Annotated in this window: 14 protein-coding genes; 5 read left to right on the top strand and 9 right to left on the bottom strand. The window is 73.7% G+C overall.

Features of this window, described 5'->3' with window-relative positions; translation table 11 throughout:
- Window positions 1–185 precede the first annotated feature (185 nt).
- Together E2C05_RS09675 and E2C05_RS09680 are read right to left on the bottom strand one after the other, a co-directional pair.
- Window positions 186–1865 carry a M3 family oligoendopeptidase gene (locus tag E2C05_RS09675; RefSeq protein WP_133219414.1) on the bottom strand — a complete coding sequence of 560 codons (1680 nt, stop codon included), beginning with the start codon at window positions 1863–1865 and terminating at the stop codon, window positions 186–188.
- Window positions 1866–2175: 310 nt separating this feature from the next.
- Entirely contained in the window at window positions 2176–2691 is a 516-nt protein-coding gene (locus E2C05_RS09680) for a Fur family transcriptional regulator (protein ID WP_133219415.1), read from the bottom strand.
- A 17-nt stretch (window positions 2692–2708) separates the two neighbouring features.
- Here E2C05_RS09680 and hisI point away from each other — a divergent pair, with 17 nt between their 5' ends.
- Window positions 2709–3137 (top strand): phosphoribosyl-AMP cyclohydrolase, encoded by a 429-nt coding sequence (hisI, locus tag E2C05_RS09685; RefSeq protein ID WP_133219416.1) that lies wholly within the window; start codon window positions 2709–2711, stop codon window positions 3135–3137.
- Window positions 3138–3148: 11 nt separating this feature from the next.
- Window positions 3149–4237: a CobW family GTP-binding protein gene (locus E2C05_RS09690; RefSeq protein ID WP_133219417.1), complete on the top strand. Its 1089-nt coding sequence runs from the start codon at window positions 3149–3151 to the stop codon at window positions 4235–4237.
- Between the two features lie 222 nt (window positions 4238–4459).
- Here the strand turns inward: E2C05_RS09690 and E2C05_RS09695 are convergent, their stop codons facing one another.
- Complete coding sequence (locus tag E2C05_RS09695; protein WP_133219418.1) at window positions 4460–4705, bottom strand: DUF3072 domain-containing protein; 246 nt, start codon at window positions 4703–4705, stop codon at window positions 4460–4462.
- A gap of 159 nt (window positions 4706–4864) precedes the next feature.
- Between E2C05_RS09695 and E2C05_RS09700 the strand changes: the two genes are divergently transcribed.
- The 3 genes from E2C05_RS09700 to chrA all read left to right on the top strand — a co-directional run bounded on the left by E2C05_RS09700 (window position 4865) and on the right by chrA (window position 8966).
- Window positions 4865–6067 carry an extracellular catalytic domain type 1 short-chain-length polyhydroxyalkanoate depolymerase gene (locus tag E2C05_RS09700; protein ID WP_240046682.1) on the top strand — a complete coding sequence of 401 codons (1203 nt, stop codon included), beginning with the start codon at window positions 4865–4867 and terminating at the stop codon, window positions 6065–6067.
- 103 nt (window positions 6068–6170) lie between these two features.
- Window positions 6171–7148, top strand: a complete 978-nt coding sequence (locus E2C05_RS09705; protein WP_133219419.1) for an aldo/keto reductase — start codon at window positions 6171–6173, stop codon at window positions 7146–7148.
- Window positions 7149–7622: 474 nt separating this feature from the next.
- A complete protein-coding gene (gene chrA, locus E2C05_RS09710; protein WP_133219420.1) occupies window positions 7623–8966 on the top strand; it encodes a chromate efflux transporter in 1344 nt (447 codons plus the stop codon).
- 4 nt (window positions 8967–8970) lie between these two features.
- On the opposite strand, the gene E2C05_RS09715 is transcribed toward chrA, so the two are convergent.
- The 6 genes from E2C05_RS09715 to msrA all read right to left on the bottom strand — a co-directional run bounded on the left by E2C05_RS09715 (window position 8971) and on the right by msrA (window position 13396).
- Window positions 8971–9312, bottom strand: a complete 342-nt coding sequence (locus E2C05_RS09715) for a hypothetical protein (protein WP_133219421.1) — start codon at window positions 9310–9312, stop codon at window positions 8971–8973.
- 138 nt (window positions 9313–9450) lie between these two features.
- On the bottom strand, window positions 9451–10473 hold the full coding sequence (locus tag E2C05_RS09720; RefSeq protein WP_133219422.1) for a sterol desaturase family protein: 1023 nt from the start codon (window positions 10471–10473) through the stop codon (window positions 9451–9453).
- Window positions 10470–11219, bottom strand: coding sequence for a polysaccharide deacetylase family protein (locus tag E2C05_RS09725; RefSeq protein ID WP_133219423.1), 750 nt, complete (start codon window positions 11217–11219; stop codon window positions 10470–10472). Before E2C05_RS09725 ends, E2C05_RS09720 begins: the two co-directional genes overlap by 4 nt.
- A complete protein-coding gene (locus tag E2C05_RS09730; protein ID WP_240046683.1) occupies window positions 11216–12283 on the bottom strand; it encodes a YVTN family beta-propeller repeat protein in 1068 nt (355 codons plus the stop codon). The genes E2C05_RS09725 and E2C05_RS09730 overlap by 4 nt, the downstream gene beginning before the upstream one ends.
- A gap of 78 nt (window positions 12284–12361) precedes the next feature.
- A complete protein-coding gene (msrB, locus tag E2C05_RS09735) occupies window positions 12362–12817 on the bottom strand; it encodes a peptide-methionine (R)-S-oxide reductase MsrB (RefSeq protein WP_133219425.1) in 456 nt (151 codons plus the stop codon).
- A 15-nt stretch (window positions 12818–12832) separates the two neighbouring features.
- Window positions 12833–13396, bottom strand: coding sequence for a peptide-methionine (S)-S-oxide reductase MsrA (gene msrA, locus E2C05_RS09740; protein WP_133219426.1), 564 nt, complete (start codon window positions 13394–13396; stop codon window positions 12833–12835).
- Between the last annotated feature and the right edge of the window lie 77 nt (window positions 13397–13473).

The raw sequence follows: 13473 nt of genomic DNA on the forward strand, positions 1-13473 counted from the left end.
AGCAGCGCGGCGGCCGGCGCGCCGCAGCGCAGGACGCCATGGACGCCCATGGGCATGGCGCGAGCGGCCCGGCGCCCGCAGCCACTCCGCGTGCAGCGCCCGGCGGCAGCAGGACCTTCGATCCCGCACCCACGCTATGCTGCCGCCGTCCGGAATGCCGCGCCGCCGGCGCGCGGCGCGGGCGCTCAGGCCGCCAGCGCCGCCTCCGCCTCCCGCACCACCTCGGCCAGGGCGCCCGGCGCGAAGGGGCTGGCCAGGCCGGCCGAGGCGACCAGCCCGGTGAAGGGCATGGAGCCGCCGCGGCCGCAGAGCGCGACGTAATCCGCCAGCGCGCCCTGCGGGTCGCGCCGCGACCGCACCCAGAACTGCAACGCGCAGCAGAGCGCCAGGGTGTAGTCGATGTAGTAGAAGGGCGAGCGGTAGATGTGGCCCTTGGCCTGCCAGCGGCCGCCCTTCGCCGGCCAGGCCAGGCCGCCATAATCGGTCCAGGGCATGTAGAGCCGTTCCAGCCGCTGCCAGATCGCGTGCCGCTCCTCCGGCGTCGCCTCCGGGTTGGCATAGACCTCGTGCTGGAAATGGTCGACGCAGACGCCGTAGGGCAGGAAGGCCAGCGAGGTCTCCAGGTGCATGCGGCGGAAGCGCTCCGCCGCATCCTCCCCCACCAGCAGGCCCATATGCGGATGGGTGAGGAATTCCAGCGACATGGAGTGGATCTCCGCCGCCTCCATGGTCGGCCACAGGTAGTCCACGCCCGGCAGGGCGCGGCTCTCCCAGTTCTGGAAGGCGTGCCCGACCTCATGCGTGAAGACGCCGATGTCGTGATGCGTGCCGTTGAAATTGGCGAAGATGAAGGGCGCGCCGATGCTGGGGAAGCTGGTGCAGAAGCCGCCGCCCGCCTTGCCCGGGCGGTTCTTCAGGTCGGTGAAGCCGCCCTGCGCCATCGCCTGCCAGAACGCGGCCAGGCGCGGGTCCATCCGGCCGAACATCACCCCGGCCTGGGCGCAAAGCGTGTCGTGGTCGCCGGCCGGCTTCGGGTTGCCGGCCGGGTCCACCAGCGCCTCGTCCCAGAAGCGCAGCCGGTCCCAGCCAAGGCGCTTGCGCCGCGCCTCCAGCAGGCGGCCGACCAGCGGCACCACATGCGCCAGCACCTCCTCGCGGTAGCGGGCGACCTCCTCCGGGCCGTAATCGGTGCGCCGCATGCGGCGATAGCCGAGCGGCGTGTAGCTGTCATAGCCCAGCTTGCGCGCCATGCCGTGCCGCAGCCGCACCAGCTCATCGTAGATCGTGTCGAGCTCGGCGCCGTTGCGCGCGAAGAACTCCCAGCGCTGCGTCTCCGCCTCCTGCCGCAGCGACCGGTCCGGATCCTCGGCAAAGGGAGCGAGGCCGGCGAGGTTCACCACCTCCCCCCGGATCTCCAGCGTGGCGCCGGCGAGCAGCGCCGTGTAGCGCGCGCCGAGGCGCGACTCCGCCTCGAGATCCGCCGCGATGACCGGATCGAAAGTGGTGACGTCCATCTCCCAGAGCCGCACCGCGAAGCCGCCCGCCGCGGCCTCCAGCGCCGCGCGGTCGGGCCAGGCCAGCAGGCGGCGCTTCAGCGCCGTCTCGTGCCCGGCGGCGACCGGCGCCAGCGCATCGGCATATTCCCGCGCCGCCTTGGCCGCCGGGTCCGTGGTGTCCTGCGCGAAGCGCAGATGCACGAGAGACGACCAGCTGTCCTGCTCGCGACGCTGCCTGTCCCAGGCCGCCAGCGCGCCGGCGAGGTCGCCGGCCTCCAGCCGCGCGACGACGGCGGCGTGGTCCGCCGCTAGGCTTTCCTCGGTCGGCGGGGCGAATTCCAGGCTGCGGAAGGGCGGGATCGCGCTCATGCGGCAGCGAGGCCCGCCGGCACGACCCTGGCGCGATGCGATGGCGTGCCGCTCATCCCCAGCCTCCCCCTGCCCTGCTGCGCCGCCAGGGTTAGCCCATCCGGCGCCGGCCGGCGACCGCGCGTCCCGATCCGCGCCGCGGGCTGCGCCCCCGCCTCGTGGCCCCCCTTGCGGCCCGCCCGCGGCCCCGGGCCGGTCGGCGCATCCGGTGCGACACGCAAGCCGCCCCGGGTCATCGAACGAAGAGCGCCGTCGCGCCGCTCCGGCATCCGTCCCGGCGCTTCGGCGCCAGGCCTTCCCGCCGGCCGCCTCAGGCGCCGGCGCAGCGGGCGCAGAGGCCCTCGACCTCCACCGTCGCCCGGCGTGGCACGAAGCCGGCGGCCCGCGCCGCCCGGGCCAGCGCCAGCGCCACGCCGGGGTCGCTGACCTCGGCGGTGGCGCCGCAGCGGTCGCAGATCAGGAACTGGTGCGGGTGGTCATGCGCGGCGCCGCAGCCGCAATCCTCCGGGTGGTCCAGCGCATCGGCGCAGCCGACGAAGGCGTTCAGCCGTTCCACCTTGTGGATCAGCCCCTGCTCCACCAGGAAATCCAGCGCCCGGTACACGGTGGGCGGGGCGGCGCCGGCGCGGCTGGCCTTCAGCCGGTCCAGCAGGGCATAGGCGCCGAGCGGCTGGTCGGCCCCCAGCACCAGCCGCAGCACCTCCCGCCGCAGGGCCGTGAGCTGGGCGCCGCGCCGGGCGCAGAGCGCCGCGGCGCGGTCGAGGCTGGCCTCGGTCGGCGCGGTGCCGGGCGGCAGGGCGGGGGCGGTGTTCGCGGTGGGGTGCATCCTCCCTATATTGGGGCATGACCACCCTGGCCGCGACCCTTTCCGTTGCCGATCCCGCCGCGCGGGACCGGCTGCTCGACGCCATCCGCTTCGATGCGCGGGGGCTGGTGCCCTGCATCGCCCAGCAGCATGACAGCGGGGAAGTGCTGATGCTGGCCTGGATGAACCGCGACGCGGTGGCGGAAACGCTGGAGACCGGCCGGGTCTGCTACTTCTCCCGCAGCCGCGGCGGGCTGTGGCGCAAGGGCGAGACGAGCGGCCAGGTGCAGCGCCTGGTTGATCTGCGGCTGGACTGCGACGGCGACGCGCTGCTGGCGCTGGTGGACCAGGCCGGGGTCGCCTGCCACACCGGCCGCCGGTCCTGCTTCTACCTGGCGCCGCGCGACGGCACGCTGGCCGAGATCGCCGCCCCGCTGGTCTCGGCGGAGGCCCTGTACGGACGATGAGCGCCCCCGACATGACCCCACGCGCTTCCGGCGCGACCCGCCCCGAACCGGTCCCGGTTACCGTCCTCACCGGCTTCCTCGGCGCCGGCAAGACCACCCTGCTGAACCGCCTGCTCCGGCACCCGGCGCTGCGCGACACCGCCGTGCTGATCAACGAGTTCGGCGAGATCGGCCTCGACCACCTGCTGGTGGAGCGGCTGGACGGCGACACGGTGCTGCTGAATGCCGGCTGCCTCTGCTGCACCGTGCGCGGCGACCTGGTGAAGGCGCTGCGCGACCTGGCGGTGCGGATCGAGGCAGGGCACCCGATCCGTCGAGTGGTGGTGGAGACGACCGGGCTGGCCGACCCGGCGCCCATCCTGCAGACGCTGATGAGCGACCCGCTGGTGCTCTACCGCTACCGCCTGGACGGCGTGGTGACGCTGGTGGATGCCGCGAATGGCGCGGCGACGCTGGACAGCCAGCCGGAAGCGGTGAAGCAGGCGGCGGTCGCCGACCGCCTGGTGATCACCAAGTCCGACCTGGCGACGCCGGAGCAGGTCTCGGGGCTCTGGGGCCGGCTGCGGGCGCTGAACCCGGGCGCGCCGCTGCTGAACGCGCTGCATGGCGACATCGAGCCGGAGGCGCTGCTGGATTGCGGCCTCTACGACGCCACCCGCAAGCACCCCGAGGTCAGGCGCTGGCTGGATGCCGAGGCGTGGCAGGCGCAGGGCCATGGGCACGACCACCATCATCACCACCACGACGCCAATCGCCACGATGCGCGGATCCACAGCTTCTGCCTGACCTTCGACGAGCCCCTGCCCTGGGACGGGCTGGCGACCTGGCTGGAGGTGCTGAGCATGACGCGCGGCGAGAGCGTGCTGCGCATCAAGGGCATCCTGAACCTGGTGGGCGAGGACCGGCCGGTCGCGATCCATGGCGTGCAGCACCTGTTCCATCCGCCGGTGAAGCTGGCGGCCTGGCCGGAGGGGGATGACCGGCGATCCCGCCTCGTCTTCATCCTACGCGACCTGGATCGCGGCACGGTGGAGAAGGGCCTGCGCGCCTTCGCCGGGAGTGCCCGGCAACACGCGGCGATCGCCGCGGGCGGCGCATGACCCCTGCCCCGCCGCCGGTTACCCGCCGGCGTCCGGGGCGACGGCATGCGCATGCCCGGGGTCATCGCCTGGCGATCGGCGGCACGTCGGCCCCATTCCCCGCCATGTCCCTGGCCGATGCCGGCCCCCTCGGCAGCTGGTGGCTCAAACTGGCCGGGGCCGGCGACGACATCCGCCTCCGGCCGCGCCGGCCCGCCAGGGCGGCGCGAAGGGCAAGCGGGCTCAGCCGCGCCCGCGGCCGGTCTTCGCCTGCAATTCGTCGATCCGCTTCGACGCATCCGCCTTGCTGAGGCCGGGGTCGAAGGCCTCGCCGGCCTCCTCGCTCAGCGTCTTCAGGTAGCTGGCCTGGGCGCCGGTCATCGTCTCATCGCCGGTGGTCCAGTCATCCGGGTCCTTGATGGTGTTGGAGCCCGGGTCCGGATCGGTCTTCGGGTTCTCCGGCGGCTGGTGCTGCGGCTGCTTCGCCATGGGCGGCGTCCTTCCGTGGTTGGCCTGTTCGCCTAACGTTCCTGACGCGCCGGCGTTGCCTGAGAAAGCAGTTCAAGTTCATGCTGCAATGCAGCGAAACCCCATGGCCCGCGCCACGCTGAACCCAGGGCCGCGCCAGGGCGGCAAAGGATCCCCGCCTTGCCGAAGCCGCATCTCGACCTCGCCGACCTCGTCCGCCGCAGCCAGGCCATGGCCCAAGGGGCGTTGCAGGGGACGATGCGGGGCGCCATGGCCGGGCCGTTGCCAACCGGCGACGGCGCCCTGCGGGAGGAGGCCGCCTTCGGCAGCAATCCCGGGCAGCTTCGCATGCTGGAATGCGTCCCCGATGGCCTGCCGCCCGGGGCGCCGCTCGTCGTCGTGCTGCATGGCTGCAACCAGACCGCCGCCGGCTTCGACCGCGGCACCGGCTGGTCCCGCCTCGCCGCGCGGCACGGCTTCGCGCTGCTGCTGCCGGAACAGCGCATGGCGAACAACGCCAACCGCTGCTTCAACTGGTTCGAGCCCGGCGACACGCGCCGCGACCGCGGCGAGGCCCTGTCCATCCGGCAGATGGTGGCGCATGCCGTCGCGCGGCACCGGCTGGACCAGCGGCGGGTCTTCGTCACCGGCCTGTCCGCCGGCGGCGCCATGGCCAGCGCGATGCTGGCCACCTACCCCGAGGTCTTCGCCGCCGGCGCCATCATCGCCGGCCTGCCCTACGATGCCGCGCACTCCATGCCGGAGGCCTTCGAGGCCATGGCCACCGGCCGCCCCCGCCCGGCGCCGGAGCGGGGCGAGGCGGTGCGCCGCGCCTCGCCGCATCGCGGGCCCTGGCCGCGCGTCTCGGTCTGGCAGGGGGACGCGGATGCGACGGTCCGCCCGGCGAATGCCGAGGAAATCCTGAAGCAGTGGCGCGACCTGCACGGCCTGCCGCTGGCGCCGGGGACGATGGAGGCCCCCGGTCCGGCGCATCGCCGCCGCGCCTGGCGCGGCGCGGACGGGGCCGTGGTGCTGGAACACCACGCGATCGCCGGCATGCCGCATGGCGTGCCGATCGCGCCGCGTCGCGGCCCCGAGGCGATCGGCGAGCCGGCGCCCTGGATCCTCGATGTCGGCATCGCCTCCACCGAGGCGATCGCCGGCTTCTTCGGCCTCGGCGCCGCCGCCGTGCCGGACCGGCCGGCGCCGCGCGAGGCCGGCCGCTCCGCCTGGCTGGACCGCATCATCCGCGTCGGCCGCGACGGCGTGGCGCAGCTTGGCGAGGGCGCGGCGCGGGAAGCGCCGCCGGCCGAGGCGCCGGGGGCCGGGCCCGGCCGGCTGATCCGCCGTGCCCTGCGCGCCGCCGGCCTGCTGGACCGCTGACGCCGTCCCGCGCATCCTCACCGGCGCGGATCAACAGCACAGCGGAGCGGCGCCGCCGGCCCCCCCGGGCCCCGCGGCGCGCCGCCCCGGGAGAGGACCACCCATGCAACAGCGCAAGCTCGGCGGCAGCGGCATCGCGACGCCGCCCATCATCTTCGGCGGCAATGTCTTCGGCTGGACGCTCGACAAGGCGGCGTCCTTCCGCATCCTCGACAAGCTGGTGGATGTCGGGCTGACCTGCATCGACACGGCGGATGTCTATTCCGCCTGGGCGCCCGGCAACCAGGGCGGCGAGAGCGAGGCCATCATCGGCGACTGGCTTGCCGCCCGCGGCAACCGCGCGAAGGTGACCATCCTGACCAAGGTCGGCATGCAGATGGGCCCGCGCGACGCGGACGGGAACGGGCCGAAGCACGCGGTCGGCCTTTCCCCGCGCTGGATCGCCCAGGGTGTCGAGGACAGCCTGCGCCGGCTGCGCACCGACAGCATCGATCTCTACCAGGCGCACAAGGACGACCCGGAGACGCCGCTCGCGGACTCGCTCGGCGCCTTCGGCGACCTGATCAAGGCGGGCAAGGTCCGCGCCATCGGCGCGTCCAACTACAGCGCAGCGCGGCTCGGCGAGGCGCTGGCGGTGAGCGCGCAGCACGGGCTGCCGCGCTATCAGACCCTTCAGCCGCTGTACAACATGATGGACCGCAAGGTGTTCGAGGCCGAGCTCGGCCCGCTCTGCCAGCGGGAGGGCATCGGCGTGATCAACTACTACGCCCTCGCCTCCGGCTTCCTCTCCGGCAAGTACCGGTCGGAGGCGGATTTCGGCAAGAGCAAGCGCGGCGGCGGCATGGCGAAGTACCTGACGCCGCGCGGCCTCGCGGTGCTGGATGCGCTGGATGCGGTCGCCAAGGAGATGTCGGCGACGCCGGCGCAGGTGGCGCTGGCCTGGCTGCTGGCGAAGCCCGCCGTCACCGCGCCGATCGCCAGCGCGACGACCGAGGCGCAGGTGGACGACCTGGTGAAGGCAGCGACGCTGACGCTGCCCGCCGACGCCGTGGCGACGCTGGACGGCGCCAGCGCGGAGTAGCATGCGGGGGGAGGCGGTCCGCGCGCCTCCGACGCGCTTCCGCCGCAGGCGCGGCGGAGGCAGGCGGCGCCGAGGCGACGCGGTCCCGCCCTGCCCGGCGGCTTGCGCTCGGCCTCCGTCCTGCGGCGGCGGCGATGCGCGACCTGGACAGGCCGGGCGCGGCGGGCCGGCGATGCGACGGATGGGCCGGGCGGGCGGCATCGCGCTTCAAGGCCGACACCCGTCTGCGGACCCATGCCGCCGGGGATGACGCCCGCGCCCGTCAGCTTGCCCGGGGCCGACGACCGATGGGTGCCCGCCGGAACTGCGCGATGACCGCCCCTTGCGCCTGCGACGCGTCGTCCACGGTCGGACGCCGCGGCGACTGCGCGTCCCTGTCGTGACCGCAGGCGGTTCCGCTCCCGGCCGCGCCGCGTTGTGGCGCATCGCCGACCGCCATACCCTGTCCGCCACGCCGAGGGCCGAGGTGCTGCGATGAATGCCGAACCGCCGCGCAGCTTTCCGAGCTTCGCCGAGGCCTTGCGCGTCTGGTTCCGCATCGGCTGCCTGTCCTTCGGCGGACCGGCCGGGCAGATCGCGCTCATGCACCGGGAGGTGGTGGATGAGCGCCGCTGGGTCTCCGACGCCCGCTTCCTGCACGCGCTGAATTTCTGCACCCTGCTGCCGGGGCCGGAGGCGCAGCAGCTTGCCACCTATCTCGGCTGGCTGATGCATGGGGTGAAGGGCGGCGTCGCCGCCGGGCTGCTCTTCATCATCCCCGGCGCGCTGGTGATGCTGGCGCTGTCGGCGATCTATGTCGGCTTCGGCGCGGTGCCGCTGATCGCGGCGCTGTTCTTCGGGCTGAAATGCGCCGTGCTGGTGCTGGTGGTGGAGGCGCTGCTGCGCGTGGCGCGGCGCGCCCTGAAGGGCCGCCTGCCCTGGCTGCTGGCGGCGGCCGCCTTCCTCGCGCTCTTCCTCTTCGGCCTGCCCTTTCCGCTGGTGGTGCTGGCGGCGGCGCTGCTGGGCTATCTGCTGCCGGCCGCCTTCGCCGGCGGCGGCCATGGCGCGGCGAAGGACGGGCCGCCGGCGATGCTGGACGCGCTGCTGGCCGCCGAGCCCGACCGCATCGCCCGCCTGGCCGGCGCGGCGCGGCGGGCGGGGCTGGTGGCCGTCGCGCTCTGGCTCTGGCCGGTGGCGCTGCTGATCGGAACGCCGCTCTGGGGCGACCTCGCCTGGTTCTTCTCCAAGATGGCGGTGGTGACCTTCGGCGGTGCCTATGCCGTGCTGGCCTATGTGGCGCAGGAGGCGGTGGAGCATTACCGCTGGCTGACCGCCGGGCAGATGCTGGCCGGGCTCGGCCTGGCGGAAACCACGCCTGGCCCGCTGATCCTGGTGCTGCAATTCGTCGGCTACCTGGCCGGGCATGCCGCCGGCGGCGCCTGGGGCGGGGTGCTGGGCGCGGTGCTGACCCTCTGGGTGACCTTCGCCCCCTGCTTCGCCTGGATCTTCCTCGGCGCCCCCTATGTCGAGCGGCTGCATGACCAGCCGCGGCTCAAGGGCGCGCTGGCCGGGGTGACGGCCGCGGTGGTGGGGGTGATCGGCAACCTCGCGCTGTGGTTCGGGCTGCGCGTGCTGTTCGGCGAGGTGCGGGCGGTGCCGCTGGGCCCGGCGGTGCTGGAGGTGCCGGTGCCGACGACGCTGGACCCGCTGGCGGCGCTGCTGGCGATGCTGGCGGCGGTGGCGCTGTTCCGCATGAAGCTCGGCGTCGTCCGCACCCTGGCGCTGACCGCCCTGGCCGGGCTGGTGCTGAAGACCGGCGCGGACTGGCTGCTGGGCTGACCGCCTACAGCCGCGCCGACCAGGAGAGGACGGTGAGGAAGGCGGCGAGGCCGGTGAAGACATGCGCCACCAGCAGCCATTCCGCCGGCTTGCGGGCGCGCCGGGCGATCAGCCGCGGCAGCAGCCCGCCCAGCACGGCGGCGCCCAGCAGCAGGCCCGGGACCAGGCCCGGGGGCGCCCCGTCGCGGCCATGCAGCAGCAGGAAGAACAGCCAGGCACCCAGCGCGCCGGCGGCCAGGTGCAGCGTGACCACCCAGGGCTTGCGGCTGCGGCCCAGATAATGGGCCCCGGCCAGCACGCCGAGCGCGACGGCCGCGAGCAGCAGGGCGATGGTGAGCGACGTCATGCCGGGCGGCTCCGCAGCGGGTTCAGGGCGGCCGGCATGGGTGCCGGCCGCTGCGACCATCATGTCCGGGTCGCCGCCGCCCGACCAACCCCGCAGGCGCCCGCGGCACCGGGACCTCGGGACGCCCGCAGGCCGGCATCAGGCCGGGGTCCGGGTCCGCGCCTGAGGCCCCGGCCGGGGGTCGAGGCCGGCGGCGTCCGACGGGGCGGCGGCCGGACGCCGCCGGAGGCCGAGCGCGCCGGCCATCCGCCGCAGCCCGCCCACCTGCTGCCGGAGCCAGCCGCCGGTGGCGAGGGCTTCGTCGCCATCCGGCACCCCGGTCGGCGGATAGACCCCCCGCCGGAAATCCGCCGTGCCGAAGACCCAGTCCCAGACCGGCAGCAGCACCGCGTAGTTCTTGCCCTGCGCCCCGGCCGAGAGCACGCCATGGTGCAGCCGGTGGAAGCGCGGCGAGACGAACAGGCGCTCCCCCAGCCGGCCGAAATCCAGCCGGACATTGGCGTGCGACAGGCTCTCGGCCAGCCGCAGCAGCAGGACGATGAGCGGGAACTGCCCCGGCGGCACGCCGATCAGCAGGGCGATCCCGCCGAACCACAGCGCCGCCAGCACATCGTCCAGCACATGGTTCCGGTCATCGGTCCAGAAGGTCATCTGCCGCTGGGCGTGGTGGATCTCGTGCAGGGCCCACCACCAGCGGAGGGTGTGCTGCGCCCGGTGCCGCCAGTACTCGCCGAAATCCAGGATCACCACATAGCAGGCGAAGGCCAGCAGCGGGTGGGCGCGCAGCGCCGGGACCAGTTCCTCCAGCGTCGGCGGCAGCAGCCCCTGCTCGGTCAGCCAGCCTTCCCACATCGCCTGGACCGAGGCGAGGAAGACGAAGGCGAGCAGCGGCAGCAGCCCCAGCCGCGTGAGCACGGTGTAGAGCATGTCCGTGCGGATGGCGCGGCGGTCCTGGCGCGGCTCCACCGGCCGCCAGGCTTCCAGCGGCCGGCAGACCAGCCAGACGGCGAGGATGCCGAACAGCCCGAACAGGGCGAAGTCCAGCCAGTCGTAGAGGTCCTCCGCCCAGTCCATCAGCCCCGCGGCGTAGAGCAGGGGCTGCAGCGCATGCTCGAAGATCCAGCCGGTCAGGGCGGCATAGGCGTCGTACAGCGCGTTCATGTCTTGCCTTCGGCCGGCAGGGTGGCGAAGCAGAAGCCGCGCGCCTGCAGCCCCGCGATGATCGGGTCCAGCACCTCGGCGAAGGGGTCCTTCCGGCTGCGCACGCCCCAATGCAGGACCACCACCTCGCCGTCGCGGGTGCGCTCGATGGCACGGCGGGCCAGCACGTCGTTCGGGTGCTTGGCGCTGTCCAGCTCATCCCCCCAGAAGCCGTTGGCGGTCCAGCCCTGGTGGCGCAGCCCGCAGGCGGCGGCCAGGGCCAGGGCGTTGGGCGTGGTGATGCCGCCCGGGGCGCGCCAGAGCGGCAGGATGCGCGCCCCCGGCGCCAGCGCCTGCAGCCGCTCGACCGGGCGCCGCAATTCGGCACAGAGGCCGGCGGCGTCGAGTTGCTCGGCCCCTTCCCCGCGGCGGGACGCGTAGCGGACCCGCCCCGGCGCCGGGTCACCGGCGAAATACCAATGGCGCCAGGTATGGCTCGCGAAGGCATGGCCCTCGGCGGCGCGGGCCCGCCAGAAGGGCGCCCACGACTCGTCCAGGCTGCGGTCGCCGCGATGGGTCGGCTCGTCCGCCACGAAGAGCGTGGCGCGGACATCCCGGCGGCGCAGGATGCCGGCGATCTGCTCGGCCTCCCGGCCCCAGCCGGTGTCGATGGTCAGGTAGACCGTGCCGCGGCAGGCCGGCTGCGCCCGGCCGAGCGCCGGCAGCGCCAGCGCCGCCGCGAGTCCCGGCAGGGCCCGCCGCCTCATCGGGTCAGCATGCGGCGCCAGATCGCCGGCTGGTGTGCCGGCGCCGTCCCGGCATCGGCGGCGGTCGGCACCACCGCCGCCTCGGCCGGCGGCGGCACGACCTCCGAGACCGTCAGCGGCGGCAGCGGGGTCGCCCGCGGCTGCACGAAAATCCCGTGCGGGGAGCGGCCGACCGGGATGGTCTCCGCCTGGCCGGTCGCCGGGTCCACCACCGCCACCCGCGCGATCCAGCGCAACGTCACCCAGAGCCGTCCCTGCGGGTCGAAGGCGATGCAGTCCGGCCCGCCCGGCAGCGGCCAGGAGGCGGTAGGGTTCAGCGTCTCGCCATCCAGCACGGTGATGCGGCTGTCGACCCGGCTGGTGACGTAGAGCACCCGGCCGTCGGGCGAGGGCACGATGGTATGGGCGCCGCGGCCGACGAAGATGGTCCGCTCCACCTTGCCGTCGGCCGGGTTGACCACGGCGACATGGTCGCTGCCCATGATGCCGACCAGCAGCCGCCCGCGGTGCCAGGTGACGCCGGCCGGCTGCGAGCCGACCTCGGCGGTCCAGATCGGCTTGCGCTCCGCCAGGTCAATCGCCATCAGGCTGCGGGCGCCCTGCAGGGTCACGAAGACCATGCGGCTGTCCGGCGTGTAGGCCAGGTGGCTGGGCTTATCCGGCACCCGGAGCCGGGTGAGCAGGGCCCGCGACGCCGAGTCGTAGATGTCCACCTGGTCCCGGCGCAGGCTGGTGACGACCAGAAGCTTGCCGTCCGGGGTCAGCTCCATATGGTAGGGGTTGCTGAACCTCTCCCGCCGCTTCACCTCTGCGGTGGCGGGGTCGATGTAGATCATCTCGTTGCCGCCGCTGTCGCCGACCATCAGCTCGCTGCGGTCGGGCGACAGGATCAGGTGATGCACCTCCCGCAGCACGGGGATGCGGCGCACCTCCTCCCGCGTCGTGCTCTCGAGCACGGAGATGGAGGCATCGGCGCTGTTCAGCACATAGACGAGGTCGGCCCGGGCGGTGCCGGGCAGCAGCCCGACCAGCCCCAGCCAAAGCGCGAGAAGGGCGCGCCGCATGACATCTGGCATCCCGATACAGGGGCGGGAAATTTCCCCGCCCTGGGCGGAAAGGCAAGCGCCGAAGCGCTTACCGGTTCATGGTTGATCGACGCCGCCGCCTGTCTCGCGGGGCGCGAAGCGCATCGCCACGCCGTTCATGCAGTAGCGCTGGCCGGTCGGCGGCGGCCCGTCCGGGAAGACATGGCCCAGATGGCCGCCGCAATTGGCGCAATGCACCTCGGTCCGCACCATGAAGAAGCTGCGGTCGGTGGTGGTGCCCACGGCGCCGTCCGCCGGGGCCCAGAAACTGGGCCAGCCGGTCCCGCTCTCGAATTTCGTCGCCGAGTCGAAGAGCGGGTGGCCGCAGCCGGCGCAGAGGAAAGTGCCTTCGCGCTTCTCGGCATTCAGCGGGCTGGTGCCGGCGCGTTCGGTGCCGTGCTGGCGCAGGACCCGGAAGGCCTCGGGCGACAGGGCGCGGCGCCATTCCTCGTCCGGCTTCTCGACCGGGAAGGTCTCGGCCGGGGGGGCTTCCTTGCGGGAGAACAGGGACATGGAGGTCTTTCCGGGTCAGGCGGCCGGGCGCTTCAGGCGCTCGGCATAGGTCTTGCGGAATTTCTGCACCTTCGGCGCCACCACCACCCGGCAGTAGCCGCTCCAGGGGTTGCGGGCGAAGTAGTCCTGGTGCTCGGGCTCGCCCGGCCAGTAATGCTCGAAGGGCACCAGCTCGGTCACCAGCGCGCCGTCCCAGATGCCGGCCTGCGTCACCTCCGCCATCACCTGCTCCGCCACCGCCTTCTGCTCGGGCGAGTGGTAGAGGATCACGCTGCGATATTGCGGGCCGATATCGTTGCCTTGCCGGTCCTTCGTCGTCGGGTCGTGGATGGTGAAGAAGACCCGCAGCAGGTCGGCGAAGCTGATCTCCTGCGGGTCGAAGGCGATCTGCACCACCTCCGCATGGCCGGTCTTCTTGCCGCAGACCTGCTCGTAGCTGGGGTTCGGCACATGCCCGCCGCTATAGCCGGAATGCACGCTGGCCACCCCGCGCAGGTCGCGGAAGACCGCGTCCAGGCACCAGAAGCAGCCGCCGCCCAGGGTCGCCGTCTCCAGCCCCGCCTTCTCCGTCGTGCTCATCGCGTCCGTCCCATCGGTTTCCCGCAAGATGGGGTCGCGGGCGGCCGGAGTCACCTGCCCCTCCCCGCCCGGACCCG

Source organism: Paracraurococcus ruber (assembly GCF_004353985.1).
Taxonomy (GTDB): domain Bacteria; phylum Pseudomonadota; class Alphaproteobacteria; order Acetobacterales; family Acetobacteraceae; genus Paracraurococcus; species Paracraurococcus ruber.

Excerpts from the sequence above, each read along its gene's own strand:
- msrA (WP_133219426.1), bottom strand. The coding sequence starts at position 13,396 with ATGAGCACGACGGAGAAGGCGGGGCTGGAGACGGCGACCCTGGGCGGC.
- E2C05_RS09705 (WP_133219419.1), top strand. The coding sequence starts at position 6,171 with ATGCAACAGCGCAAGCTCGGCGGCAGCGGCATCGCGACGCCGCCCATC.
- msrB (WP_133219425.1), bottom strand. The coding sequence starts at position 12,817 with ATGTCCCTGTTCTCCCGCAAGGAAGCCCCCCCGGCCGAGACCTTCCCG.
- E2C05_RS09730 (WP_240046683.1), bottom strand. The coding sequence starts at position 12,283 with ATGCGGCGCGCCCTTCTCGCGCTTTGGCTGGGGCTGGTCGGGCTGCTG.
- E2C05_RS09690 (WP_133219417.1), top strand. The coding sequence starts at position 3,149 with ATGACCCCACGCGCTTCCGGCGCGACCCGCCCCGAACCGGTCCCGGTT.
- E2C05_RS09715 (WP_133219421.1), bottom strand. The coding sequence starts at position 9,312 with ATGACGTCGCTCACCATCGCCCTGCTGCTCGCGGCCGTCGCGCTCGGC.
- chrA (WP_133219420.1), top strand. The coding sequence starts at position 7,623 with ATGAATGCCGAACCGCCGCGCAGCTTTCCGAGCTTCGCCGAGGCCTTG.
- hisI (WP_133219416.1), top strand. The coding sequence starts at position 2,709 with ATGACCACCCTGGCCGCGACCCTTTCCGTTGCCGATCCCGCCGCGCGG.
- E2C05_RS09680 (WP_133219415.1), bottom strand. The coding sequence starts at position 2,691 with ATGCACCCCACCGCGAACACCGCCCCCGCCCTGCCGCCCGGCACCGCG.
- E2C05_RS09720 (WP_133219422.1), bottom strand. The coding sequence starts at position 10,473 with ATGAACGCGCTGTACGACGCCTATGCCGCCCTGACCGGCTGGATCTTC.
- E2C05_RS09675 (WP_133219414.1), bottom strand. The coding sequence starts at position 1,865 with ATGAGCGCGATCCCGCCCTTCCGCAGCCTGGAATTCGCCCCGCCGACC.
- E2C05_RS09725 (WP_133219423.1), bottom strand. The coding sequence starts at position 11,219 with ATGAGGCGGCGGGCCCTGCCGGGACTCGCGGCGGCGCTGGCGCTGCCG.
- E2C05_RS09695 (WP_133219418.1), bottom strand. The coding sequence starts at position 4,705 with ATGGCGAAGCAGCCGCAGCACCAGCCGCCGGAGAACCCGAAGACCGAT.